Annotated in this window: 26 protein-coding genes and 1 pseudogene; 4 read left to right on the top strand and 23 right to left on the bottom strand. The window is 32.3% G+C overall.

Features of this window, described 5'->3' with window-relative positions:
- Nucleotides 1-131 precede the first annotated feature (131 nt).
- Genes IGI87_RS04780 through IGI87_RS04765 form a run of 4 tightly spaced genes read right to left on the bottom strand, consistent with a single transcriptional unit; the run spans nt 132 to nt 3,718 of the window.
- Entirely contained in the window at nt 132-1,331 is a 1,200-nt protein-coding gene (locus tag IGI87_RS04780) for an ABC transporter permease (protein WP_202563111.1), read from the bottom strand.
- Nucleotides 1,328-2,011 (bottom strand): ABC transporter ATP-binding protein, encoded by a 684-nt coding sequence (locus IGI87_RS04775; RefSeq protein ID WP_202563109.1) that lies wholly within the window; start codon nt 2,009-2,011, stop codon nt 1,328-1,330. The genes IGI87_RS04780 and IGI87_RS04775 overlap by 4 nt, the downstream gene beginning before the upstream one ends.
- A complete protein-coding gene (locus IGI87_RS04770) occupies nt 2,008-3,231 on the bottom strand; it encodes an efflux RND transporter periplasmic adaptor subunit (RefSeq protein WP_202563108.1) in 1,224 nt (407 codons plus the stop codon). The genes IGI87_RS04775 and IGI87_RS04770 overlap by 4 nt, the downstream gene beginning before the upstream one ends.
- Complete coding sequence (locus IGI87_RS04765) at nt 3,209-3,718, bottom strand: hypothetical protein (protein WP_202563106.1); 510 nt, start codon at nt 3,716-3,718, stop codon at nt 3,209-3,211. The genes IGI87_RS04770 and IGI87_RS04765 overlap by 23 nt, the downstream gene beginning before the upstream one ends.
- A 112-nt stretch (nt 3,719-3,830) precedes the next feature.
- Between IGI87_RS04765 and IGI87_RS04760 the strand changes: the two genes are divergently transcribed.
- Complete coding sequence (locus IGI87_RS04760; RefSeq protein WP_438736379.1) at nt 3,831-4,073, top strand: transposase; 243 nt, start codon at nt 3,831-3,833, stop codon at nt 4,071-4,073.
- A gap of 142 nt (nt 4,074-4,215) precedes the next feature.
- Entirely contained in the window at nt 4,216-4,596 is a 381-nt protein-coding gene (locus tag IGI87_RS04755; protein ID WP_317095568.1) for a transposase, read from the top strand.
- A gap of 524 nt (nt 4,597-5,120) precedes the next feature.
- Here IGI87_RS04755 and IGI87_RS04750 read toward each other — a convergent pair.
- From IGI87_RS04750 to IGI87_RS04730, 5 genes are all read right to left on the bottom strand, one after another.
- Nucleotides 5,121-5,315 carry an uberolysin/carnocyclin family circular bacteriocin gene (locus IGI87_RS04750; protein WP_033628158.1) on the bottom strand — a complete coding sequence of 65 codons (195 nt, stop codon included), beginning with the start codon at nt 5,313-5,315 and terminating at the stop codon, nt 5,121-5,123.
- A gap of 54 nt (nt 5,316-5,369) precedes the next feature.
- Complete coding sequence (locus tag IGI87_RS04745) at nt 5,370-5,858, bottom strand: hypothetical protein (protein WP_202563100.1); 489 nt, start codon at nt 5,856-5,858, stop codon at nt 5,370-5,372.
- An 11-nt stretch (nt 5,859-5,869) separates the two neighbouring features.
- The gene (locus IGI87_RS04740; RefSeq protein ID WP_438736377.1) at nt 5,870-6,421 is read right to left on the bottom strand and encodes a stage II sporulation protein M; all 552 of its coding nucleotides are present in this window, start codon (nt 6,419-6,421) and stop codon (nt 5,870-5,872) included.
- Nucleotides 6,408-7,040 (bottom strand): ATP-binding cassette domain-containing protein, encoded by a 633-nt coding sequence (locus IGI87_RS04735; protein WP_438736375.1) that lies wholly within the window; start codon nt 7,038-7,040, stop codon nt 6,408-6,410. The genes IGI87_RS04740 and IGI87_RS04735 overlap by 14 nt, the downstream gene beginning before the upstream one ends.
- A gap of 181 nt (nt 7,041-7,221) precedes the next feature.
- Entirely contained in the window at nt 7,222-8,556 is a 1,335-nt protein-coding gene (locus IGI87_RS04730) for a hypothetical protein (RefSeq protein WP_438736373.1), read from the bottom strand.
- A gap of 465 nt (nt 8,557-9,021) precedes the next feature.
- On the opposite strand from IGI87_RS04730, the pseudogene IGI87_RS04725 reads away from it, so the two are divergent.
- Nucleotides 9,022-9,700: pseudogene (locus IGI87_RS04725) on the top strand (IS6 family transposase).
- A 366-nt stretch (nt 9,701-10,066) separates the two neighbouring features.
- On the opposite strand, the gene IGI87_RS04720 reads toward IGI87_RS04725, so the two are convergent.
- The 7 genes from IGI87_RS04720 to IGI87_RS04690 form a co-directional block, all read right to left on the bottom strand.
- A complete protein-coding gene (locus tag IGI87_RS04720) occupies nt 10,067-10,228 on the bottom strand; it encodes a hypothetical protein (RefSeq protein ID WP_202563092.1) in 162 nt (53 codons plus the stop codon).
- Between the two features lie 1,201 nt (nt 10,229-11,429).
- The gene (locus IGI87_RS04715) at nt 11,430-11,726 is read right to left on the bottom strand and encodes a WxL protein host-binding domain-containing protein (RefSeq protein ID WP_438736372.1); all 297 of its coding nucleotides are present in this window, start codon (nt 11,724-11,726) and stop codon (nt 11,430-11,432) included.
- Nucleotides 11,727-12,091: 365 nt separating this feature from the next.
- Complete coding sequence (locus IGI87_RS04710; RefSeq protein WP_438736371.1) at nt 12,092-12,313, bottom strand: hypothetical protein; 222 nt, start codon at nt 12,311-12,313, stop codon at nt 12,092-12,094.
- Entirely contained in the window at nt 12,306-12,479 is a 174-nt protein-coding gene (locus IGI87_RS04705; RefSeq protein ID WP_438736370.1) for a hypothetical protein, read from the bottom strand. The genes IGI87_RS04710 and IGI87_RS04705 overlap by 8 nt, the downstream gene beginning before the upstream one ends.
- A 194-nt stretch (nt 12,480-12,673) precedes the next feature.
- Nucleotides 12,674-14,095 carry a helix-turn-helix domain-containing protein gene (locus IGI87_RS04700; protein ID WP_438736368.1) on the bottom strand — a complete coding sequence of 474 codons (1,422 nt, stop codon included), beginning with the start codon at nt 14,093-14,095 and terminating at the stop codon, nt 12,674-12,676.
- 420 nt (nt 14,096-14,515) lie between these two features.
- Nucleotides 14,516-15,544, bottom strand: coding sequence for a DUF916 and DUF3324 domain-containing protein (locus IGI87_RS04695; protein ID WP_438736366.1), 1,029 nt, complete (start codon nt 15,542-15,544; stop codon nt 14,516-14,518).
- Nucleotides 15,531-16,193: a WxL domain-containing protein gene (locus tag IGI87_RS04690; RefSeq protein WP_438736364.1), complete on the bottom strand. Its 663-nt coding sequence runs from the start codon at nt 16,191-16,193 to the stop codon at nt 15,531-15,533. The genes IGI87_RS04695 and IGI87_RS04690 overlap by 14 nt, the downstream gene beginning before the upstream one ends.
- Nucleotides 16,194-16,540: 347 nt before the next feature.
- Here IGI87_RS04690 and IGI87_RS04685 point away from each other — a divergent pair, with 347 nt between their 5' ends.
- Nucleotides 16,541-17,902 (top strand): lytic polysaccharide monooxygenase, encoded by a 1,362-nt coding sequence (locus IGI87_RS04685; RefSeq protein ID WP_438736362.1) that lies wholly within the window; start codon nt 16,541-16,543, stop codon nt 17,900-17,902.
- Nucleotides 17,903-18,154: 252 nt separating this feature from the next.
- On the opposite strand, the gene IGI87_RS04680 is transcribed toward IGI87_RS04685, so the two are convergent.
- The 7 genes from IGI87_RS04680 to IGI87_RS04650 all read right to left on the bottom strand — a co-directional run bounded on the left by IGI87_RS04680 (nt 18,155) and on the right by IGI87_RS04650 (nt 26,729).
- Nucleotides 18,155-19,159 carry an ABC transporter ATP-binding protein gene (locus IGI87_RS04680; RefSeq protein WP_438736360.1) on the bottom strand — a complete coding sequence of 335 codons (1,005 nt, stop codon included), beginning with the start codon at nt 19,157-19,159 and terminating at the stop codon, nt 18,155-18,157.
- Nucleotides 19,140-20,000: an ABC transporter permease gene (locus IGI87_RS04675; RefSeq protein WP_438736358.1), complete on the bottom strand. Its 861-nt coding sequence runs from the start codon at nt 19,998-20,000 to the stop codon at nt 19,140-19,142. Before IGI87_RS04675 ends, IGI87_RS04680 begins: the two co-directional genes overlap by 20 nt.
- Nucleotides 19,997-20,803, bottom strand: a complete 807-nt coding sequence (locus IGI87_RS04670; protein WP_438736357.1) for an ABC transporter permease — start codon at nt 20,801-20,803, stop codon at nt 19,997-19,999. The genes IGI87_RS04675 and IGI87_RS04670 overlap by 4 nt, the downstream gene beginning before the upstream one ends.
- A 4-nt stretch (nt 20,804-20,807) precedes the next feature.
- Complete coding sequence (locus tag IGI87_RS04665; RefSeq protein WP_438736355.1) at nt 20,808-21,635, bottom strand: alkaline phosphatase family protein; 828 nt, start codon at nt 21,633-21,635, stop codon at nt 20,808-20,810.
- Nucleotides 21,625-22,707 (bottom strand): ABC transporter substrate-binding protein, encoded by a 1,083-nt coding sequence (locus tag IGI87_RS04660; protein ID WP_438736353.1) that lies wholly within the window; start codon nt 22,705-22,707, stop codon nt 21,625-21,627. Before IGI87_RS04660 ends, IGI87_RS04665 begins: the two co-directional genes overlap by 11 nt.
- A 1,917-nt stretch (nt 22,708-24,624) precedes the next feature.
- A complete protein-coding gene (locus tag IGI87_RS04655; protein WP_438736352.1) occupies nt 24,625-25,347 on the bottom strand; it encodes a lysostaphin resistance A-like protein in 723 nt (240 codons plus the stop codon).
- Between the two features lie 14 nt (nt 25,348-25,361).
- Entirely contained in the window at nt 25,362-26,729 is a 1,368-nt protein-coding gene (locus IGI87_RS04650; protein ID WP_438736350.1) for a bacteriocin secretion accessory protein, read from the bottom strand.
- Nucleotides 26,730-26,738: the final 9 nt, after the last annotated feature.

Here is a 26,738-nt window from a genome sequence, read left to right as displayed (position 1 = left end):
ACAAAAGTCAAGTCCAATTTTTATATTAATCGTTAGGCATCCATGAGTAGGTGGTCAATTTCATCCCAAGGGGGAAGTACAGCTGTAATCCCTGTAAGTATGTGACAGCCTGTCTAATTATTCTTTGGCCTTTACCTTAATATATCGATTAAATCTTTTTTTGCTGCTTCTGATGCAGGCATTACAGAGAAAACTAAGCCAATAACTGAAGAGACGCCAACTGCTAATAAAATAGTAAATAGATCAACTGATACGTGGACCTTTATCAAGGAGCCAATGCCATAAGCAAAAACCATTCCTAATAAATAGCCAATTATTCCTCCTGAAATAGTTAAAATTAAACCTTCTAAAAGGAATTGTAACATAATAGATTTTCGAGTAGCTCCTAATGCTCTTCTTATACCAATTTCTTTTGTTCGCTCAGATACAGAGATGTACATCATATTCATGACCCCTACCCCCGCAATAAACAATGATATTCCTGCTACAGCTGTTATAAAATAAGTAATTGTACTGAGAATCTGACCAATTCCTTTCGTCAACATTGCTGTATCTAATACTTCATATTCTCCCAGATGTCTCAAACTACCCTTATCTTTTAATTGTTTTATTACTTTTGAAGTCACCTTATCGGGTTTAACTCCTTCTTTTAAGGTTAATGTTAGAGAGGAAGTATTTTTATCTGATTTAAAATAATAGTGATACGTATCTTTTGGAATCTCAATATTTGTATTTGACAAGGAAAACAAATTATCTTGCTCTTCTCCAGGGAAAACCCCTACCACTCTAAATAATTCTTGCTCAATTTCAATCCCTTTACCCAATGCTCGTTCTGGTGTATTAAATAACTCTTTGGCTGTAACTGAATCAATTGTTGCTACTTTATTTAATAATCCACTATCTTGATCTGTTAAATTTCTGCCAATAGAAACTTTTTTTCCTTCAGAATCTATAAGTTTAATCTGTTTATTTTTTTTATTTCCTCTAATAAACAAATCTTTGTAGATCTGCTCTTCATCAATTTTAGAATAGTCAGCTTTTTTTACCCCTTCTACATTTCTTACTGTAGATAAGTCTACATCTTGAAAAAATTTTGTATTTGTATCATATAAGGACGTATCACTCGGTGTAAAATTTAATTGAATTTCCACATTCTTAGAATCACTCTTAGTAAGATTTTTTACGGTGTCTTTCTCGAATCCTCTTCCAATAGCTAAAATTGTAATAACAGACGATATTCCTATAATAATTCCTATCATGGTTAATACACTACGTTTTCGATTATTTTTAATTGCTTTCCAAGCAGAACGCATGTTTACATAAAGATTCATTGCACCAACTCCTTATCTTCAATAATCGCACCGTCTCTAATAGTAATCAACCGGTGACAATAAGGAACGACTTCAGGATTGTGCGTAACCATAATAAGCGTTACGTCATCTTCTTTATTTAAAGTAGTAAAAAGCTGCATAATCTCCTCTGAGGTGTGTGTATCTAAAGCACCTGTCGGTTCATCTGCTATAATAAACTTAGGGTGATTAATCAATGCTCGGGCGATGGCCACCCGCTGCTGTTGGCCACCAGACAACTGCTTTGGATATTTATATTCTTTTCCTTTTAAACCAACTCTATCCAATACGGAAAAAACTTTTTCCTTCGTTTTAAAAGGAGACACCCCATTATAAAGAAGAGGTAGTTCTACATTTTCATAAACTGTGTTACTCTCAATCAAACTAAAGTTTTGGAAAATAAAACCTACTGTTTGATTTCTTACTTTAGAAAGAATGTCATCTGCTGTATTAACCAAAGATCTGCCTTCAAACAAGTATTCTCCCTCAAATTTACGATCGATAAATCCCAAAAGATTAATTAATGTCGATTTGCCAGATCCTGAAGGGCCCATGATCGCTATCATTTCCCCTTTTTTGATGGATAAATGAATATCTTTTAATACATGAAGTGACTCCTCTTCATTTGCATAGTATTTATTTATCTTATTGAGTTCAATCATTGTTTCACCGTCACTTTTTGGCCATCTTTCAGACTAGTATCTGGTTTTTCAACAATTGAATCATTTTCTTTAAGTCCAGTCTTTACTACGTATTTATCATTATCATCTTTTACTTCTATTTTCTGTTTAACAACTTTTCCATCTCTGTAAATAAAAACGAATACCTCATTATTTTTTTCTTTAACTGTATTCTTTTTAGACAACTCTAAATTATTCATTGGAACACTGATTTGGACATTATAACCATAATGAATAGGTTCTTTAGGGCTAACTATAAAGGAGAATGTTGAAATTGTACTGTTTTTAATTGATGATGTATTTTGTGGACTGACAGCCATATCTTCAGGCAGTGCATTAATTTCAGTAATTATTCCGTCCGTTGCTTTTTCTTCATTGATTTGACTAATCGTTACAGGTTGACCCACTTTTACTTTATTATAGTCATATTCTGTGACAGAACCTTTTATAACTATCTCTGGACTCACAATAGTCGCATATGGTACTGTTGCGTCTACTTTCCCTTTATCATTAATATAGACAATTCCTTTGAATGGTGCTGTTACGGTAGTGGTAATTTTCTTTTTTGTTTGTTCAATAGTATTATTGGCACTGGATAAATCAACATTCGCCGCATCTAACGCTTGTTGTGCTTGTAAAACTGCCTCTTTTTGTGCATCTAACGCTTGTTGTATAGTTTCAATTTTATTATCAGCTTCAGCTTTTTCGGCTTTTTTCATTTCATCATCCATTTTTTTATTTACAATGGTGGTTTGTTCATTTTTAGCAACAGTTAAGCGATTTTCTAATTCTTGTTGTTTTTGTGTTGCATTATCTAGATTTATTTGAGCATTTGTAACTGCCAGATTCAACTTTTCTAGAGATTGGGTTTGTTCTTCCGCTTGATCTTCAACAGTTGTATTTTGATAAGTAGCCACTACATCATTTTCATTGATTTCTTGACCATTCTTCACGGAAATAGTATCGATTTTCCCAAGGGATTGATCAAAGTTTAAATAACTAGTTGTTTTAGGTTGAACAATTCCTTTTAAAATCAAGGGATCACTCTTTTTTACCTTGATAATTTTATAGGATTCTTCTTCTTTTGGTTCAGTGGCGTTCAATTTATAAATAAGGGTCGCGCTGATTAATAGTACTCCAACAAGACAGCCTATGATCGTTAAAGAAACTTGTTGTTTTTTAGTTAACTTTTTCAATATCATTCTCCCCTGTATTTACTTTGAATAAGTAGACTAAAACCATAATTACTGGTAATTTGAACACTAACATGAAAATAATAATTGTAATTCCGATAATTAGTCCCATAGATTGCATTTCTGAAGTATTTGTAAAACTAGGCGTTGTTAACAAAGAAAATATAATGGACACGACAGTCCATCCCAAATTTAAATAATAAGGATATTTTAGTGGAATTTGATTCTTTTTTACCTTCCTGTGTGAAATAAAAAAGAAAATCACAAAAGTAATTGAAAAAAGAACATTTAAAACTGTAAACACTTTTACTGGCATACTGCTTAATTGATTATAAATGCTCATCCCCTCTGATCCCAAATCTGTGTATAGTGTTTTATCTGGATTTAATGCAGCAGGTAGCCCAATAATTGAAAAAATTGTTCCAACTGAAGTCAATACTAGAGCAATTAAATTCCATACTTTAATTTTTTTTACTTGTTTTTTATAATTGTCCATGAACTTTAAATCCTTTCTTATCATCACTTAAAAAATCTAATTTTTAAAAATCTAGGGCGTGTTTGAAAACTATCAGTCGTTCATGTTAATCTCTATTCAGAGGTGCCTTAAAATGAGAAAAAAACGTGAATCTTCTGATGTACAACGGCTTCAAATTAAAGAATCATTTCCACCTTATAGAACTGGCCGACCCCAAAAAGATCATCGATTAATGTTTGAAGCAATCCTATGGATTGCACGGAAGGGCACACCATGGAGAGCTCTACCAGCATATAATGGACCGTTTGAAACCGTCTATTCTCGTTCTAAAAACTGGCAAAAGTCAGGACTATTGGAGCAGTTATTTCTTAAATAATCAAAAGATCCGAATACAGAAAATTTTAGTATTGATTAAACTTCTATAAAAGTCCATCAGCATAGAGTTGGTGCAAAAAAAAGGCTGAAAATTCAGAAGTGAATCAGTACATTGGTTTAAGTAGAGACGGGAAAATAACAAAATCCATGCAATTGTTGATGGATTGGAGAATCTGGTATCCTTTCAGCTCTCTTCAGGAAATATTTATGATGGTAGTTATGCCATACACACGCTATCTAATATCAATATCAACGGCTACAATATTCTAGCAAATAAAGCCTATAATTCTTCTGCAATTCGTGAGTTTATCAAACGCGAAGGAGCGACTTACACCATTTCCCCAAAGTCTAATGCAAAAGAAAAATGGACTGTCGATTGGAACATTTATAAAGAACGACACTTAATAGAACGTTTCTTTTGTAAAATCAAGCAATTCCACAGAATTGCCACAAGATACGAAAAATTAATGGAATCTTTCATAGGATTTATTTATCTTGTCACTATATTTATTCTAAAAAAATAAGTTTCAAACACGCCCTAAACTAAATTAGATTTTTTCAAAATATATTAAGATTGTAAATTTATAATCAATTTAATCTTTTATTAGAAATTTATTTTACTTTTTAATAAGTTTAAGTCTCTTTATAAAGTTTCATTTGTCATCCCTCTAAATCTACCTGGTTTGCCTGCATGATTGGCTTCATAAACAACAATTCATTTTTTTGATTACTTGATTAAATGAACTTTTTTGTCAAGATTACTTCAGTACTACCTTCCTTAACAACTAAATTGTACAATGTTGTTTAAATATTTCTTCATATTTCATTGAAATATCTACCTCGACTAAGTTGTAGTAAACTTTTAGTATCGGGCTCCTTACACCATAGGACTGATTTGTTTAACACACTAACATACGACGTTGCGGATTTAATGGCAGGGTACATGTTTTCAATATATGTTATGCATTCATCTTATAACTAAATTCAATAATCAAGACTATCTATAAAATATAGTAGGTAGTTTCAAAAAACATAAAAATTTTTAAAATTATAATTGTATAGCTTTTTTAATTCCTTGTTTCGCAATAGCTGCTTTTACAGCAGCGAATACACCAGCTAAACCAGCGGTTGCCCCACCAATAATCGAAATTATAGATCCAACTGTCAATCCTGCGTTAATTAAACCCACAATTTTTTCAGCTACTCCCTGCGCAATACCATATGCTACTAAGTCATATACCATGAATATTCCTCCTTGTTTATACATGTACCCTGCTATTAAATCCGCAACTAGTTATTACAATAAAGCTATTAACGAAAAAGAAATAATTAATATTACTTTACTCTTCAAGGACACGCTAGATATCCGGCTAAACAATTTGAAATTAGTAAGGCCAATCACTATTATCAAGAATAGTGTAACAGCCCAACTAGAAATCTGATACTTACCAACTATTAATATCAAGTTACTCACAGTGAGAACAATTAACTTGATAGAATAGTCAACAAAAAAAATTCTTTTGAATAAAATTAATGCTTCTTCTTGAAATATTTTTTTATATAAGTATTTTAATATAATATATTCTAATAGAATTATTACAATTAAAGAAACCATAGAGAATATGGCACCTAATATTATTACTCCTGTTAGTTGTTGTTGGTCGATTGACACCGCTTCTAAAGTATTTTCTGGAAGTTCAATTAACTTCAATATAAGTGTCACCCCATATATAAATAAGCTAATATAAAAAAATGTTTTAAATAGATTTTTTTCTATCTTTTGCAACGTTTCTCCTCCTAAATAAAATTAAAATATATTAATGAAGATTCTATAACCGAACTCAGTAGCAATAAAAATATGACAAATATGAAACTAACTGTAATTTTTTTCCCCTTATCATTATAAACATAATTTGATTTGTCTTTTAAATAAGCCATTAAAATATCTGATATATAATATGAAATTGCTAAAGAAATGATTATTGCAGGTAATTCTAAAATGGAATGAGGATATTTAGTAAGGGTATTCTGAATTCCATTTTGAATGGTGTTTATGGTAGCCGAATAACTAAAAATGTATAAATTCACAAAAGTTAACAGTGTTGCTCCGCTATAAAATGTTATGCTTAAAACAATTGTAATTATACTAATCCGAAGGTTATTCATAAATATCTCATATATATTATCCAAAAAATTATAACTAGTTATAATTTGAACTATATTCTCTGAAGAAGATTGTGTTTGAAAAAGCAATCCTAACATGATACCTGAAATAATACCTATAGATGATACAAAAGCTGCATATGCAATTTTGTTAGACGGAATAAAATACTTTTCAATGTGATTCAAAATGTATTTCACCGTCCTTAACTATTAATTCTTCGTTAGATAGTTCGTGAAGTATTCTTGTATGTGAAATTAAAAATATAAAATGATTATTTGACAAATCTGTAAGTTTTCTTTTTACAACTTCCATTGCATATTTATCAATATGCTCAAAAGCCTCGTCAAACAATATAATTTCACTATTAGTTATAATTGTAGCAACAAAAGCTAATTTTTGTTTATTTCCTTGAGAAAGATCTTTTATTAATTTATAATTGTAATCTATTAATTCTAGTTCGGATAATAAATTTGTTATCATCAATTCCGTAACTTTTACATTGAAAAGTAATGATATATAAACTAAATACTCTTTGACCTTTAAAAATTCATAACCCACAAATTCATCATTTATACAAACTATTTTGTCTGACCTTTTTTTAATAATAGTATTATCTATATCTACTTTGTGTACCTCAACATCGATATCTCCTAGTAAACTTTTAAATAATGTTGACTTACCTGAGCCGTTTCTTCCACTTACAAAATAAAGTCCATGTTTATTTAATTTAATGTCTACTTTTTTTAATATTATATTTTTTTTATCATAGCTGCTGTTTCTAATTTCTATCTGTAAAAGACTCATAGTTTCTCCCCATTATAAATTCATTAATTGTAAACAAGCCCCTAGAACAATCAAAAATAAAACAATAACAAATATATAGCTCAACCATTTATATTTAGACTCACTTGTTTTGTTGTACATTGTCCTAAATTTCAGTATCAAATGTATTGAATATCCTATAACGATAATATCAAACAAATAATTAAATGTGGTCATATAGTTTCCTCCTCATTTTCAAGTTAATAGTTAGCAAACACATTTTAAAACATGTAAGAACAATTAGTAGTAGAGCAGTAAATAAATAAAAGTAATCTAAATAAATTGAATTTCCTGTTCTAATAATTTGATCAACAATTGCTCCGCATAGAACTAAAACCATAATGATTAGAGCATCAAAATTAACGCTGTATTTTATTTCACCAACTATAGATACTGTTTTCCAAGTAACTATTACTAATTTTTCATCTAAGACTGGCAAAATCACTCCCAGAAATACACAAATTGCTAAAAAAACTGAATCTTTTAAAGTTATATTATTAAAACTAAAATAATACGAAAAAAATATAGTACTCATATATAAGCTTTTAGCATATAATAAAAGTTTGATTTTCCATGTGAAAATCTTCAAGTTATTTTTTTGTATTTTTTCAAACGAAATCCTTTCCCTCTCGTTAACAAAAAAGTGAAAAAAATAAGCATATTGATTTAAAAATTGTTTAGTACTCAATATAGCAAATGAACAAGCAATCATAGGGAATACAGCTTGCTTTTCTGAGTAATTCCATAATGTCAAGATAAGTATTATTACTAATAAGTCCCATGGAAAGAAAATCATTAATTTTTTTGTTGCAGGCAGGGTTTTTACGTAATTAATAAAGGATGTATATCCTCTATCTAGACCAAAATGAAATTTTTTTGTAATAGATAGACTTTGTCTTGAGTATAAAATATCTATTACGAATATTAAAACAGCCGAAATAATTACTATGCCTGTAAAAACCGGTAAAAAAGCTTCAGCATTCACATTAAGATACAACAAATATTTATTCATGTTAACTGCATCGGGAATATTCAACATATGATTTTTAATGAATATACTCAAGCTTACAATAGTAATACATAAAATAAGATATATATGCTCTTGTTTACCTTCCATCATAAAATAAATAGAAATGACTATTGATAACAGCATAAACAGATCGCTAATTGACATGAATATAATCGTTCTAGATAAAAAAAACACAATGGTTAATAAAAAAAATAATATGTCTAAAACGGTTACTACCGATAAAATTTTATATATATTACTAGAAGTCGCTCTTTTAATTTTCAAACTATAAAAACTTTCAGGATGAGAAAATTTAAATACAGAAATTTTATTTCCAGTAATGAAAATTTTCCAAAAGACAACTATTACTAATGGATATAATAATTTATTTGTTGAAAGTATTAATAAAAAAATAAACGGAACAATTGACATGCATAAAAAGAAAAAACTTATTACAAGTGATAACAGTTTAATTTTTTTATCCCCCAAATAGATTAATAACCCCGGTAAAATTTTATTATAGTAACACTCTATCTTTCTCCTGTAGCAATTCAATAAGTAAAAGAAACTAAGCAACAATTTTTTTAAATAAAAGTAATATGTGTGATTATCAATGACAAACATCCTCCTATTCATGTTATGGCATCTTCCAAGCAATATTTTCGATTAACCTTTAATATAATTAATTATGATAAAAATTTTAATTAATCAATATTTCCTTAAAGTGAAGTAGCTATTAATTTATTAAGCGTAGCAACATATAGGAAGATCCCATCTATTTAAGGTCTATAAGGTGCTTTGCTCCAGAAAGGTTAAAATACTATATTTTGTTATCTTTAAAATTAAATAGTCTAGTTTGCATTAAATTATTAAAATTAATGGTTTTGTTGCTAAGTTTTCCGATAAGCCCAATTTAGGATAAAATTTAGGAAACAGATAGACTGGGAAACGAATATGGATCATTTTAAAGATAAACAATTTCAAAAAGATGTGATTATTGTAGCCGGAGGCAATTATCTTCATTACAACCTCAACTATCGTGAAGTTCAAGAAATCCTGCATGATCGTGGAATTCATGTATACTACACAACGATTTATCGTTGGGTTCAGGAATACGGAAAGAGACTCTATCAAACTTGGAAAAAGAAAAATAAGCAGTCCTTTTATTCATGGAAAATGGACGAAACCTATATCAAAATTAAAGGAAAGTGGCATTACTTATATCGAGAAATTGATGCAGGTGGATCAACTTTAGACATTTGGTTGCGTAAGAAACGAGATACATAATCTGCCTATGCCTTTCTTAAACTATTGAGGAAGCAGTTCGTAGAACAAAAGGTTCTCGTAACAGACAAAGCGCCATCAATCAAAGCAACATTCAAGAAATTACAAAAAAGGAGTTGTATCAAAAAACAGAGCACCGAACAGTGAAATATTTGAACAATTTGATTGAACAAAATCATCGTCCCATCAAACGCCGGAATAAATTTTATCAAAGTTTACGTACCGCCTCCACTACGTTTAAGGGCACGGAAGCGATTCGAGGAATCTATAAGAAAAGTCGAAAAGAAGGAACTTTTTCGGTTTTTCAGTGACGTTTGAAATCAAGCAGTTGTTGGATATTTCAACTTAAAACAAAGCCATTCTAGGAGACACTCTCTATTTTTTGAAACTTTGCAACAGAACCGTTTTATGCTTGAAAAATCATAAGTCGTTAATCTTGGCAGACTAAGATATTTTACTCGGTTGTTTTTAAAATTGACTAGAAATTCGTGTTTCTTACTATTATTCAGTATATTTAACTAACTAATCTTCACCAATCTAAATTCCTTAAATAAACCATATTTCCCCTTATATGGTATACCTCATCATCATGACCATCACGCTAAAAAAAAATGCTACATAACTTTTACATATCTTTTTTTATGCATGTATTCTCTGATTTTGGTATCTGGCAACAATATGTATAAAAAGAGCTCACTTCTCTCAATTTTAAGTGTCATTCAACATAATAACGAGCAAATAGTCGAAGTGTATCTAATTCTTTATCATATAAGCCAATTAGAACACCTAAATTGTCGCTTTCCCCAATAAATGGATTGAGGTAAATTAAAAAGAAGCGATTATTTTTAGATTCAATACTTATTTTAACTAGGGACATGACCTGTTCTTCCTCTTAAAAAAACCAGGATCTGTTGCTTGCTCCGTAAAAAGTTTTGAAATGTTTCGGTTGTTAGTGTCATAATTCTTACCTGCTTTCTCTTTTTTTGATTTGTTTTTTGGTACTTGTCAATGGAACTAAGGTAAGTTACACTTGTGATACATCGATTTTTCAAGTATAACTACCTTTTTAGAAATCTTTTGTTCATAGCAAGTGGTTTCTTTTTTTACTTTTCAAGGGCGTTATTCCGATATTCTTCCCACTATTTACCAATAACGATATAAAGTTCGTTCCAGTCTTTGTTCATTAATTCCAACATTTGCTCTAATTCTTCGTTAACCTCAGAGCGGACAATTCCGTTTTCTAGTTTTTCCATTGCGTAAGCTAGTGAATCTAATGTTTTAAGGACTTATTCTTTGTTCATTTGATTTTCCTTCTTTTGGTTTTGATTCTGGCTTTTGACAATTCATTTTTTTGAAGACTTAGGAAGGGATGTTCTTTTGATTTTGTTGGTTCGGCATTTTTTTGTATGAGCCTCCTTTCGTTGTTTGCTGTTATGGTGTGAGCTTGAGGTTTTGGGCGTGCAGTGAAAAGACAACGGACACAAAGCCGCTCACTGGAAAAATCATCCCTGCAACCAAGTGAAGCGGACAAAAAACATGCCACAGAACCAATGCTCTTGACCTTTGCCTTGTGAAACAAGGCTTTCTTCAGGTGGCGGTTGTAGTAAGGAAGAAACCGCTATTTTCTTTTGATTTTTCTCTATGTAGGGGTCAATTAAATATTTGGAAGAAAAGATACGCTATGCATCTGTTTGTCATCTTTTTGTATTATTTCTCTCGTGTCCTAAAAATCCTAAGTTTCTGAACCTAACGAATTAAGTCTAAGATATTTAATATTAATTGATACATTTAATTACATTAAGTTAATTAAATGTAATATATAATTATTTTATTATTCAGTATAACAAACAATAAGAGGTGGTTATGTGTTAACCACAAAATCAAGAAAATTAGGAAGTTTTGTAGTATTGATATTACTATCTAATAACGGTCAGAAGCTAAAACAGACCAAGAATATATCTTTATGTATTCTGATGATGGGACAATTTTGTTAGTTTCTAAATTGATTGTAACTATTTAAGAGAAACCTATATATTATAGCTTTATAGGTTTCTCTAATAATTATATTCTACAATATATTATTTATTTTTCTTTTCCAAAAAAATAAATATTAAAATTATGGAAACAAAAACACCTGAAACGAGAAGGATATATAACCAAACGTTATTAGATTTTTTAATTGTTACATCTTTATCATTAAGACTTTTAGCTACCTCTGATTTTATTCCAAAGTCTTTTGTAAAAGACCATTTTTCTTTAGAAGATCTGACGTTCATTGTTAATGTATACTTTCCAGGCTCCAATTTTTTCCCCTCTAAAGGAAATGATAGGTAACACTTTAAACACGATTCTAATTCTGAAGAAGTAAAATTCATAGTCACAGACCTGAAGCCGATAGCTTCCCGTTCACTAACTGTGTTCTAACAAAAACAGAATTAACGACTGATAGATTTCACATTATCAAGCATATAAATGAAGAGCATGTCCTGTTGACACTTTTAATCCATAAGACCTAAAAAAGAAGCCACCACTAGGTAGCTCTTTTATATATATTCTGGAGGTTTTAAGTTTCTGACCTTTTTTTATTATTATCTATTTTTGTTCAACCACTTTAAACAAGTTGGCTTAAAAATAAATGAGTCATACACCTATGATGAGTTAGATACTAACGATAGACGTATGAATTTACTTTTTAACTTTTCTGTAAGGATAAACAGGCCTTATTTTCCTGTCTTTGTATTCATATCTCTTCTTTAAACGTCGCAGGATATACTTTATTTAAATCTAATAACATTTCAGCGTATTGCCTTTGTGAAATTCCCTCGTCATGAGCAAGTTGTGCAAACAGCATGGATAAAAATACATGTTTTGTACATTTATCTAAATTTGATGATGTTTCTATCCAATATCCTTTTCCTGGTCTGTGGACTAATCTAAAACTCCCAATAATATTTTTACTCATTATCCTTCCTCCTTTTGGTAATTTTTTGTTTTATAAAGCAATCTCTTGGAATTTCAGTAGGTTCCTTAAAAATAACGCCTTCTAGCGCACGATCCCACTTGCTTTGTTTAACTAAACGTTTCTTTATGCTATCTTGATACTTTTTCTTTAAGCCATCTTCTCCCATATACTAGAACCTCCTTTTTTAACAACCATTATGGATACTTATTACCCAAAAAACACATAAGCTTCTTCTATCTATCAAATAAATCAATATAATTCTTAAAAAATATCTTATTAATGTTTCAGCAATACCGAAGATAAAATTAAAATGAGCAGCTCGGCATGATTGCCTCAACTGCTCATTTTAGGCTATTTGAATCATTCACAAAAAGAACAATAACAATCGGCTGATGGACTTTTGAAGGCTCTTTCTACTTGTAATTGATATAATAACTTTTCCAAATCCTGCCAATTGCGATGGGTAGGAATACTTTTCATTAATAAAAGTGGCTTATCTCCAGTTTCTACGTAATAGTTGGAAATAACTAAGTCGGCATCCGTTATCTCCTTTAAATGATTGTAGCAGACTAGACTATAAACATTTCCGAAAAAAGCTTCTATTTTGTGCTTTAGCCATACGCAATTAATTGGGTCACGATCATTTAACAACAAAATTTTTAATGGTGGAAAGTTTTTTGTTAGCAAACCATAGTAATCGAGAATATAGTAATAATTTACAAATAATTGATTCCAGTTTTCTAAGATAGAACTCGTCTCACGGTCAGATATTTTCAGCAGCATTTTGTGCAGTTCCTTAATTTTCTGATAAGAGCCTAAATTCTTATCCTTTATCTGATCAGGAAAAGAATGATGGAACAAAACATCTGTGTTACCAAAAAAAAGCTCACTACGTTGATAAAATGTTAAAATCCCAAATATCTGATTCTCATCATGAAAATTGATTGGAACAGAAAATAGTTCCTGAATAGCTTTTGTTAAATACTTAGCTAATCGATAGCATTTGCTGTCAGTCAGCGCGTGTGCCTGAATATGGCACTGTTCAAATTCTGCCTGTCCTTCCAAAATACCATAGGCGTAAATAATTGTGTAAATAAAGCATTGCTCTTCTTCGCTCAATTGAAGCTCTGTTTTATCTATCCATCTTTTTACCAACGAATAGCGACTATCCATTTGAGCGATATGCCTCATTTCATCAGAAATAACTATCGGGTAGAGCTTGCTACGTTCTAAGATAATCGTAAGCCAATAGGCGAAAAATTTTTTTCGCAAACCGTTTAACGTAATTTGGTAAGTTTCCTCAAAAAAAAACAAATACTGATCAATTTTAAATTTTTCTGTTACAAATGGCCAACCGCCATGACGAGTTGATTCCCAAAAAAAATAGTAGTAGAAGCAACGGATTGTCGTTTCTTCACCCTCAAGGGCTAAGCTAGCTTTACGAAAAACTAGCTTATGTTGTTTAAAATAATTCATCAGTAACTTAGCGTAACGTAAAACGGTAGACAAACTCGTACAATAAATCTCTAAAAAGTCTTCTAAATCTTTGTCTGGATGCTTATACATGAAATCAATGATTTGGTAATTATATGATTCCTTATAATAATGCAGATAAACATTATATATTGGAAACCCTTCGTTTTTTTCCAAACAAAAAAAATTATTGGTATCATTTTTAAACGTAATCTTACCATCGAACTGTTCAAAAATGTTTGTCAGTTCTTGTATATAGAGTATCACTGATTTACTACAAACACCTAAAAAATGGGTCAATTCTTCCATGGTACGCCCTTTATTTTCTGATAATAAGAAACGAATCAATTTAATTTTCTTTTGCGAAGCCTTAGACAAGAAAGTTTCGATAATCTATCGCTCCTTTCACTATAATTCTCTATTACTATATTTTTCGTATAAAGGGGAATACTTTTATCCCCTTTACAAATTAGCTAATTACGTCCTGAAATGCCCATTGCAGTTCTCCATCATAAGTTAAGATACCATCTATTAACTTTGTTCATAAACGTATATATTCTAGGTTACCTAAATTCTTAGTTTACTTTCCAAGCAAGCTTAATCGGTGTAATTCAAAACGGTAAATCCAAACTAGCTAATTATATGACTCCCTTTTTTTATAACTACATGTATCATTAATTTTGATATTTTTGTTGCTCTATACTTAATACTTTTTCAAATGAATGTCTCTTATTGGTTGCTACTGCGCAACTTGTGAATATACCAAATCAATCCTAAAATTACCGCTAGACTCAAAGCAGCTCCTACATATACCCATTCAAGAGACGTTTCTTTATTTACTTCGACTGCTTGTTCATTAAGCTTTTTGTCACTTTTCTTAATTTCAAACTCCTTCGAAAGTTTCCACTCTTTTCCAGAGTCATCCTTCAAATGAATAGCCAAGTTATAGAAACCTGGTTTAAGCGGTTCATTTTCCCAACTAATTGGCATTTCAAATGGACTACTTGGCGCTAAAGAAATCTTTTTTTCTACTTTACGTAGCACCTCTTTTTGGCCTTTTTTTGTTACATTTGCTGTCATATCCAATTGACTCAACAAAACTGGCTGAGCGTTTTCAACAGTAGCAAAAACCGTAAGATAACCATTATCTAATCCAGGTTTTATTTTAGTTAGTTTAAGGTCTGGTTCTACTACATCTTTAAAGCACTGAAGCTTTACTCCAATATTATAGGAATATTTGTTTTCCAAACTTAGGCCGCCAGAACTATTTTTTTCTTCATCGTCTTGCTCTTCATACAAATTAAATCCACCTAGGACTATCCCTTTAAAGCCTTCCTTAGGAATCGTTAGTTGAAAGCCGACCACTTTTTCTTCTTTAGGATTTATTTCTATTAATTGCGGTTCCGAAATCAATTCCTCAAAACTAGGAGAATTAAGTAATTTTGCTCCATGTTTTGAATAATCTAAAGCACCATTACGGTTTGTAATAGCATTATTACCTATTACCTTTACTTTAATCTTTTTTTCGCTAGTATTTTTCAACTGCAAGTTCAGTTCCTGAGACTCACCTGGTTTGACCTGTAAATCATAATAACCGACTTTTGAAATTTGATTATCTGGTAAAATCGCATCTACCGTGAAATCAAGCTGATTTTCAGCAGCCCATGAAACGTCATTAATAGTAAAGAAAAGTAAAAAAAACAACCAAAAGATGGAGAAGAAACTTCCCCATCTTTTTATCAACCTAGGTTGGGGCATTAGTTAACACCCAATTCATTTGTCCTTTATAGCTCTGTAATTGAGCTGAAGATCTTGGGACATACATAAAAATATTTCCATTTCTCTCTCCTTTTTTTCTAGAACCTTCAAGACCATAGTTCAATCGGGTGTACCCAGCACCTTGACCTTTTTTTGCAAGTAAGATATCCTGAAATTCTCCATTTGGACTTAACTCAATAGTGTTTGAATACCCCATCATATTCGGAGTTGTAATCAAGGTAGGTTTTTCACCATCAGGGACATCACCTGAAACTCTCCCGTTTTGTAAAAACAATTTTGCTCCACGTAACTCTTCACCATTTTCTCCCATTAATGGTGATAGAGATACTCCTAAATTCCATCCTTCTTTAGTTCCTCGGGTATCCATCACACGTGCCTCTTGCGACCCGTTATTAATAGAGCTATACAGAGGACCACTTGCAATATTAAGTTCCCCAAATGATATCTCAGGAACTTTCTCAAGCTTTAAATTTCCTCCGATAAAGTGGATATCAACATCAGACTGGAGTCCTTCTTGTATAAACTCACTCTGTGGTTTCTCTGTATTTTCAGTGGCATACGCTGCACTCCCGAATACATTTAAAGCCAATAAACTTAAACCTACTGATGCAAATAATCTTTTTTTCATTCTTTTTCCTCCTAGAAAATAATTTACCCATTTGGGTAAATCCAATTATTTCATCCTTTAAAACATTTTGAAACACAAATAATTTTCCTAAAAAAGAAAAAAATTGATATTTTGTTGTTATATTAATTCATAAATTAGCAGATATAAAAAGTTTAAGTAGTACTCGGCCCTGAAATTTTTCAACTATAGGTTTAGCAATAACCAACTATCTAAATATTTCCCTTCATCTTAGTTTAAAAATCTACTTTTTTCTAAGTCAAAGAAATTTATTGACCTATTCAGAAGATGCAAACAATGCGAAAATAAATAGTGGTAAACAACTAATTTTATGCTAGGAGGAAAAACGCATGAAGAAAAAAATATTAGGAAGTTTATTTGCAGCAACTTGTTTTATGGGCGGGGCTTTGTTATTAAACACAGACTCAGCTTCTGCACATGGTTATGTCGCTACACCTCCAGCGAGAGGTTATCAGGGAAAACTTGACATGGCACATATGGGTTGGACAGAAGCTCTTAATTTATATGGGAATGTTATTACTAACCCACAATCATTAGAAGCACCAAAAGGGTTCCCACAACAAGGACCTGCTGACGGACGAATTGCCTCTGCTAACGGTGGTTTAGGACAAATCGGCGATTTTGTATTAGACAACCAAACAAGTGATAGGTGGAAGAAAACGGATATTAATACTGGAGCAAATACTTTTACTTGGCACTACACTGCAGCACACAAGACAACAAAATGGCATTACTATATGACTAAGCCCGGCTGGAATCAAAATGCTCCTTTGAATCGTGAGGAATTAGAATTAATTGGTACAATTAACCATGATGGTTCAGCTGCTTCAAATAACTTGAGCCACACGATTAATATTCCCAAAAATAGAGTTGGATATCATGTAATTTTAGCTGTATGGGATGTTGCCGATACTTCTAATGCCTTCTACAACGTCATTGATGTAAATGTGAAAAATGCTGGAATCCCTATTCTATTGACTAAACCAACAAATATTAAAGTAACAAATATTACTAAACATACTTCTACATTATCTTGGGATGCACAAACTACTGCCCAAGCATATAATGTTTATCGTGACGGTAGAAAAATAGCAACAATTAAAGAAAACTATTTTGAAGATCACCAGTTAACTCCTTCTACAGAATATAAATATGAAATTGAAGCAATTGGACAGTCAGGAGAGCTATCCGAAAAAAGTGAAGCAATTTCTGTAAAGACATTGGATGAATCTGCCAAAGAAGCACCTACTGCTCCAAGCGGTTTACACTCAATGGGTGAGACAGAAGAGTCCGTTTCATTAATGTGGAACAAATCTACTCATTCATCCGGTATTAAAACCTATGAAATTTACCGAGATAACCGTCTAATTGGTGAAACAACAGCTACTCATTACAAAGACAGTGGTTTAACCGCTGCAACTGCTTATACGTATCAAGTAAAAGCAATCAGTAATGATGGCGTTGAATCTCAGTTAAGTAATGAATTGGCTGTAGCAACGAAAAAAACAGATAATACTGCTTCTAATTATAGAGAATTTAAATTAGGTTCACTTTTTAAACCAGAGCTATATACTAAGGATGAAATTGTCACCTATCAAGGGAAAGACTATGTATCTTTAGTTACACACTATAACTACGGTGACGCTTCTTGGAATCCAGCTGAAGCACAAAGCTTGTTCAGAGCTATATAAGTAGTTAGTAGACAAGCTTACACCTACAGAAAATTTCTATTTGTGTTAATATTTTTTAACAAAGTGCGTGTGCTGTTTTCCTCTCTCAAACAGCACACGATTTTGTACTAAAAGATTCAATTTTTTAAATGTGCAAACTGCGATTATATCAAAAGACCAACAGGAGCTATTCTGTTGGTCTTTTGATATAATTAAATTATTACATAAATTTAACTATTCTCTTTCTATTTAGGTTTACTGGATTATTTACTCTTATCTTGTTGGTATTTTTAAGATATCTTTTTTATGAACGTATAAAAAATTAGTTGTGGGAGCTATTACATTATCATTTAATCGATCAACCATAATTTCACTATCATTGGCTGTCTGAAATATATAGCGTTTAATACTTCCTAAGCTAAGTTGTTCTTTTAAGGTAACCGGAATAGCAATCATCTCCATATCACCTCGAAAGTGAATAAGCTCAGGTCTTAAATAATAGATAAAATCATTACTGTTGGCTGCAAATTCATCTGTATAAACAGCTAACTCTTTCCAATTGAGTCTATTATAGTTTCCTATAAATTCTGCTACAAATGGACTTTCCGGTTGCAGATACAACCTATCAGCCGTTGAGACTTGAACAACTTTCCCTTGGTTTAAAATAAAGATGCGGTCACTAATCAGCATAGCCTCTTCCTGATCATGAGTGACAAAAATCATTGTCATTTGTAACTCCTGCTGGATTCTTCGGATATCCCGTTGCAACTGTTTCCTAATGCGAGCATCCAAGGCACTTAATGGCTCGTCTAACAAGAGAACTTTGGGCTCCATCACTAACGAACGAGCCAGAGCTACTCGTTGCTTTTGCCCGCCTGACAGCTGTTGAACATTTTTTTCAGCGTGTTCTGTCATACCAACTAAATCCAACATCTTAAACACTTGTTGATTAATTTTCTCTTTGTTTAACTTTTTAACTTTCAAGCCAAAAGTTACATTCTCAAAGACAGTCATTGTTGGAAATAAAGCATAATTTTGAAAAACGAAGCCTATGTTTCGCTCTTTAGTTGGTTTGTCTTGAACTGCTTCATTATCTAAAAAGACTGTTCCTGTTTTTGGCTTCTCCAAACCGGCAATACATCGTAGTAAGGTAGATTTACCACAACCACTAGGACCTAACAAGGTTACAAGTTCTCCTTCTCCAATTGCTATTTCATCAATTTCCAACACCTGTTTTTCATCAAAGAAAAGTGTTATATCACGAATCTCCAAGAACATTTTTTACTATCACTCCTTCTTTGGCTAAGATAGAACGTTGCTTTATCTCATGCTGTTTTCTATGCCAAGATTTCTTTTTCTGACGATTCGCAATAACAAACGTTGCCCAAGCAATCACAGTCATTAATAAAAAATACATCACCATTACTGCACTTGCTAAATGACCATTTTCATTCATTCGTTTCAACATATAAATCCGCACTGTTTCAAAGCGCCCGCCAATCAGCAAATTAGTTAACATATACTCACCAAAAACAGATGAAAAAACCATTAGGGAAACTAAGATTGCGCCAATTCGAATGTTAGGAAATACAACCTGGAATAAGACTGTTTTCGTTGAAGCACCTAAGGTAGCGGCTGCATCGATTAATTCTCGTAAATTAATTAATCGCATCTGATTAGTAATTCCTAAAAATACAATCGGTAAGGTATTAATAAACAAGGCTCCAACCAGGACTAGAAACATCGGCAATTCTGTTTTTGAATAAGTTCGCAATAATGCAGTAACTAAGATAATCCCTGGAATTGCATACGGTAGCAGAACTATTTTTTCCATCACTTGATTTATCCGTGGAGCAAATAAATAAATCCAGATAATCGTAGGAATCATTAATCCTAAAGTTAACAGTAAAACTAAGACGGCTAAAATTAATGATCGTCCAACGGCCAATAAAAAAGCTTGATCCCTAAGCAATTGACTAATCCACTTTAAAGTCAAGTCATCTGGTAAAATCGTTTTGCCCCACGAGGTAGAACTGGCATACAAGACCGTACCCAAAAGTGGTAAAAAATAATATAAACCAAAGCAAAAAAATATTATCATTACAAGCTTTTTCTTCATCTCTTTATCTTCCTCCCCCACCATTGAGTTATCATCATTGCTAAAATTAAAATAAAACCAAACAACACAGCCAGAGCGCTTCCAAGATTTGGTTTAGCAAATACATCTCCTGAAACAAGAGCACCAATTCGAATCGTCAATAGATTAATGTTGCTCCCTGTTAGGGCATAAGCTGTCTCATAAGTCCCCATTCCATTAGCAAAAAGAATAACAAAAGTACTCAGAATTGATGGCCATAAAAACGGCAACGCTACTTTTCGCCAAGCATAGAGTTTTGACCCGCCTAATAAAGCGACCGAGTCTAGCCATTCTTTTTTTATTTCTTTTATACTTGGGTAGAGAAATAGTAGTCCTAAAGGAATTTGAAAATAAACATAGGTGACGGTTAATCCAATCCAAGAATAAAGGTTAAAATCCTCTAACAAGGGAAATATCATCTTTAATACACCAACGTTTCCCAATAAGATAATAAAAGAAAACGCCAATGGGACTCCAGCAAAGTTAGCAGCTAAATTCGATACAAAGGTAACCCTTTCTTGCGTTCGCTCAGATAAATTCAATAAGCATAGACAAATAACAAACGATCCTGCTAAACCTAACAAAGCAGACACTGTTGCAATTAAAAAACTATTTACAAAGGCCTGATTATAATACGGGTTGTTAAAAATAGTTGTATAATTGGAGACAGTCCATTCATTCGTTACATCTGACTGAAAGCTACCAAGAATCATTAGTATTAATGGAATAACTAAAAATGCCAAAAAGATGATCCCCATCGGTAACATAATTAAGTGTTTTTTCATTTAATTACTCCTTAATGATATGATTAATCTCGTTCATTTCTTTTGCCGGCGCTAAGCCTAAAAAAAAGCAAAGTAGCGGTGCTAAGTCTAACTGTTTAATTTCTTTAGCAGTGATTTGATTTCTTTTTTCTGTAAACAAGTAACAAGGAACTGCACGGTGAGCCTCTAAAGAACCCCCGTGTAAGCCGAATTCATCCATTCCATGATCCGCAGTTACAACAACCTGATAACCTTGCTCTAACCAATCTGGCAATACCTCTGCTAAGATTATATCTACCCGATTAACAACCTGTTGATATTCTCTAGATACTGCAGTGTATTTATGGCCAATATCATCGATGTTCATTGAATGTACTACCAGAAAGTCTGGCGCATACTCTTGCACCAAATAATTGGCATCCGCAAATAGATGAGAATCTGGGTAAGAATCTTCATTGTAAAAAATTCCATGTTGAATCAACTTTTCTGGATCATTCTGAATTCGATCTGTTTTAATATTGTAGGGAGCTTGATTATACAATTCACTAAACCAAGCATATGTGGCAGCTCCTGTTTTTCCTCCGTACGCTGTAACTAAATCGAATATTGATGTTTGTTTAGAACGCATCACGCTAAAATTGCTATAAATTTTCGTTTGATACGTGGGTACACCAGTCATTAAGACTTCATAAAGTGGCCGTGAATTGCTGGGCATTTCCGACTGAACTTTCACTAATTTTCCTAGATCATGATCCACTAAATGGTTTAAAAAGCCCAATTGATCAATCGCCGTATCATAGCGACAGCCATCTAAGATAATCAAAATTAGTTTATCTAAGGAATTATTTTGCATAAGCTAACACCTCTGACTGCCATAATTCTGGTAGTACTGCAGCTGTTTCATCCCAGACGTTATTGTCTTTGACTGGCACAGCCAATTTATATTCACTATCAGGCAATAATCTCGATTGAACATCATCGGGTAACTTTACAGATCGGATTGGTTTTGCATATCCTTTGGCTAAATTAATTTGACCTTCATCAGAGAGAATATATTCTCTGGCTAACTTGGCCGCGTTGGGATTTGGTGCATACTTATTAATAATCGTTGTATAACCACTAATAATTGAGCCGTCCGTCGGAATAGAAACTTCAAAACGAGTGGGATCAATCTTATCCCGATAGTTCAATCCATTAAAATCCCAAAGAATCGCCACTTCAATTTCTCCTTTTTCAAGGTTAGCAATGTTTGGTTCAACAGTTGAAATTTTGCCAGCTTTAGCCAGTTTTCTAAAATAATCTAATCCTGGTTGAATATTTTTTTCATCACCACCATTAGCAATTGCTGCGCTTAAAACGGCAAATTGAGCTTGATTTGCTTTAGTCACATCACCAATGCTAACTTTGTACTTTCCATTTAATAACTCTTTCCAACTTTTTGGTGCTTTATCAGCATTGTTTTTATCTGTCATAAAAGCTATAGTTCCTGTATAACTCAATAACCAATCGCCATCTCTATCCTTAGCCCAGTCTGGAATATCATCCCAATAGCTAGTTTTATATGGTAACGTTAAACCTTTCTTTTTAGCCAGAGGGCCAAAACTAATTCCTACATCACCTATATCAGAAGTCGCTTTTTCACCTTCTGATTCAAATTTTGCTAGCTCTTCTGCACTGGACATATCTGTATCAGTATGTTTAATCCCGTATTTTTTTTCAATATTTTGCCAGGACTCCCCCCAGTTTGCCCAAGTGTCAGGCATGCCAATACTAATAACCTTACCTTCTTTCTTTGCTTTTTCTGTAATCATTTCCAGTGTAACTTCAGAAGAACCTTCTACAGTTTCTACTTTTTTATTGCCGCATCCAGTTAATAATACAAATAAAGAAATAACAGCCAACAATTTTACAATAACTTTTTTCATTTTCTTTCAGAAAACCTCCTTCACTTTATTACGTTAATAGTAACAATTGGCTGTTAATAATGAATATTTTTTTTGTAAAAAAGGGGTAAACAATGTAAAATTTCATTCCAAATTAGAAATATTTACAAAAAGCCCTACATTATTTGTATTTTTCGCTATATATTTAGAAAAAACAGCAATACTAGATTATCAGATTTTGAATTTTTACCTTGCTACTTCAAAATTAAAATTAAAATATCAATAACTTTCACAACTAACATAATTTAATAAATGTTATCAAATCAATATTTTAAACTAAATTCGATCACCACATTCTGACCTAACTATCATTTGACTACAAAATAGTAGTAATGAGGACAACCGACTCTGGAAATTTTTATTTTATTATACTTTATATATGTGATATATCTTTTTCGAGGTGATAGTTCCATTGGAATCCTACTACGGTCAATTAACTACTATAGAGTTTAAAAAAATAATCCTCCAGCCTAGTTATATACTTATAGCTATCATTTCTAAATGATGATGCCTCTTAAATTGAAAAACGTATAGGGCATGCTTTACCATAGATTGGCAAACTTATTATGTCCTCTATTTGTATGTTAGTTAGAAAAAATTTAAATATAGAAAAAGCCCCTAGCTAATTCTTGGCTAGAGGCTTCTTTATCTTAATCCTATATAATGAGTCGTTCGGTAGTACTTGTTATTTCTAATTGTATAAGATTGTCCACATGCTGGACATAAATAAATATTTTTATTGTATTGTTTTCTTGCTATTTCTCCACATCTACAATCTATATAATAAGTTTGATTTTCATCGTATCTAAGGTTCTTTGGATAAATTGGCTTTTTAAAGAAATCGTACCCCATTTTTCCACCTCTTCTACTATTTTTTAAGAAAAAAGTTCCCAGCTATACCGAGAACTTTTTTCTGTATGAAAGAATTCCTACACTGTAGGAGGTAGGTTTTATTTTCGGATATGTTGAGAACCGTATCCTTATCTGTAAACCTATTATATTTTAGGTACACCTAAAAGTCAAGTTTTTTGTATGAAACTTATAGATTAGATAGGTTGCACCCTCCATTTAACCGTTATGTCAGTTTTGTTCTAGCCATTTGAGCCTATGACTTCTTTTTTAGTTTGAATTAAAACAAAATTCAACAAGGTTGTGTCATATTCAAAACGTAGTATTTTTATTACAAATCCAGAGCGCCAAATTTTTTTAGTTTTGGCGCTCTTTTTTTGTATCTATTTTTCTTTAACTACTTTAGGACAAGTCTGATCCGTAAGGGTGAATTATTTATAGGGAGTTAAACACCTATAAATATTACGAAAGACGGTATTTCACATGAATTCATTCTTAATTGAAGCAGTTACACTTTTAATCGTTGAATCCTTATTCTTGATTTTCCCAAAAGAGTTCGATAATCCCCTAACAAGAAGGATTTTCGAATGGGCTGTTTCCAATGTGTTAAAGTTAATTTTTGCCTACGTGAAAAGAAAACTGCAAGAACACAGATCAAAATAGCTGATAACAGAAAAGAGGGAATAATTTCCTCTTTTCTGTTTAAGTATGCCCAATTTGAATGTCCTGCTACGTATCTGATTACAATTGGAATATAAAAAAGACCAAAAGAGTATACCCTGTTGGCACTTAATATCTAAAAGTTTTTGCCTCTGTATTTGACCCATTATTTTACATGTAAATTTTATACTATAAAATACTTCTAGATAAGGATTAGTAAATATAAATTTTGAGTATACTCAAAACTTACATAAAGAGTGATCTGCATATAAGGTGAACTGCCAATAAAAAATGACATTCTCTAAACTCTGATGAGATTTAAGAATGTCATTTATTTATCGAAAAGCAAACCATTTAATATAAGAGCTACAGTTCGCAATTTGGAAACTTTTAATTAAAATATAGCATAGCGTAGGAAACAAACGATACAATCATCATAAGGATATTATTTAACATGTGTAATAAAATAGAATCTTTAATATTGTGTCTTCTGTAATAAGCAAAAAAGAATGTTAAACCCATAATAAAATACATGGAGAATGTAATAAAATTATCAAATCCATGGGCAAGGGCAAAAATTGAAGAAGTGATTACAGCTGGAAGCCATTTTTTATGCACGTTAAACCATGTATCTATAAAAATTCCTCGGAAAGCTAGTTCTTCTAAAATTGGGGCCACAAGACCTATTACTAGATTGAAGACAATGAAATACATAGGGAAAATAGCTAGCGGATCAGAGGCTTGTAGTGCAGCATCGTTCGACGTCATTTCATTTCCAGTGACATAAGTATTTAAAAGGGTCCCTCCTATGGCAATCCCTCTTAGAAAAATAAATAATCCTACCGCAATTGCAATATCTTTTAGTCTAAGTTTTTGAAGGAAATAAGCGGTATGCTTTCTATAATAACGCCAAAGCCATCTAATTGAAAATAAGATAAAAGCAATAAGAATCAGAGAAATTCCCCATTGAAGATATATTGGTGTATATTTTTGCAGGCCAATGGCACTCATCGTAAGCATTAACGGGAGCGTCGACCAAATAATGAATCCTATTGTTTTTAGGACATCTACTACTGTAGAGCCTATTGTTCGTTTATCAATTTTTCTTTCCATATATACTACACATCCTATTCTTGATTTAATAGTGTATCTTTGACTTGTTGCCAATAGGTTTTCTTTCCAACAATGAGAGAAAGCTCCCCTGTAAGACCATAGCGACCGGTAAACTCTTTTGGAGGTTTTAGTGTGCCTTTTATTGTATAAAAAGCTCCTTGTTCAGTTGTCGTACTGTTTTCTGAAATTTCCGTTAGCGTTCCGTCGATTGTTTTAGTTGCTACTCCTTTCTTATCCAGTTTGAAATGTATTGCCATTCCAGGTTTGATTCTCATACTTTCACTTGTAGGAATAAGTGCGGTAAACGTAAGTTGTGGGTCTTTTGATTTCGGATAAATTTCTGCCAACGTTGTGCCTTTCGGGACTTCCAATTGGCTTTTTACTTCCTCATTTACGTGAACGGTTCCTGTGATAGGTGCTTTCAACGTACTTTGTGCGAGTTGTTCGTTGATTGTTTTCAGTGCTGTTTCATTTTTCTTTTGGGTCTCGGTTAGTTCTACCACTTTTTGTTTCGCTGTTGCCAAGGCTAATTCTTTGGTTTGCTTTGTTTTTTCTGTTTGACTACTTACTTCATTATCAGACGGTGTTGGCGCTACTAGCTTTGATTGTTCGCTTTGAAGTTGCTCGATTTCTTTTTTTACCTGACTGATTTGTTCGTCAATTGTAGCCAATGTCGTTGCTTTAATTTGTTTTTTTTGTTCTTCTGGTACGTCGGTTAATTGAGATTGCCACGCCTGATACCTGGATGTGATTTCAGTTGAAAATCTCTCTAGGGATTGTTCATTGATCCATGCTGTGCGTACCTGCTCCCATTCCTGTTGTTCTTTTTGACGCGTAGTTAGTTGTTTTTCTAGTTGCTCTTTGGTTTTGTTGTACGCTTCTTGCTCCTTTTGTGTGTTTGTTTCACTTTGCTTTGAGGCATAGCGCGTTGCCTCTTTTTCAGCCAGAAAACTCTTTACTTGATTGCTATAGCCGAAGGAATCTTCTGTCTCAAATAAATTTTGTTCATTTGTTAGGCTGTCAATAAAAGTTTGTGCCGCTTTTTTTTGTTCCTCAATCGTTGTGTTTTCTTGCTCTAATTGTTTTTTTTCGTTTTGCAAAGTGGTTGTTTCAAAAGTGACTAACTCTTCGCCCTTTTTTACTGTTTGGTTTTCTTTCAGTGTATTTGTTTTTATCTTTGCTTCTACCGGTACTTGTAGTTTTTCTGTTTTTTGTGCCGTTAGTTGTGCTGGTGTTCGAATCACGACTTCTTTTTTTGCAAAAGCTAAAAATAAGGCCCCTAAGCACAAAAAAAGAATGACAGGATACAAGACCCATCGATAGAAGGTGTGGTGCTGTTGGCTATAAACACTCGAATGATCGAGCCAATCCTTTTGTTGCATAGATTCTTC

Origin of the sequence: Enterococcus sp. DIV1444a (assembly GCF_051712125.1) — a bacterium.
Taxonomy (GTDB): Bacteria; Bacillota; Bacilli; order Lactobacillales; family Enterococcaceae; genus Enterococcus; species Enterococcus faecalis.
Note: the sequence above shows the minus strand (reverse complement) of the source record. Positions and strands in the feature narration are given on the sequence as shown.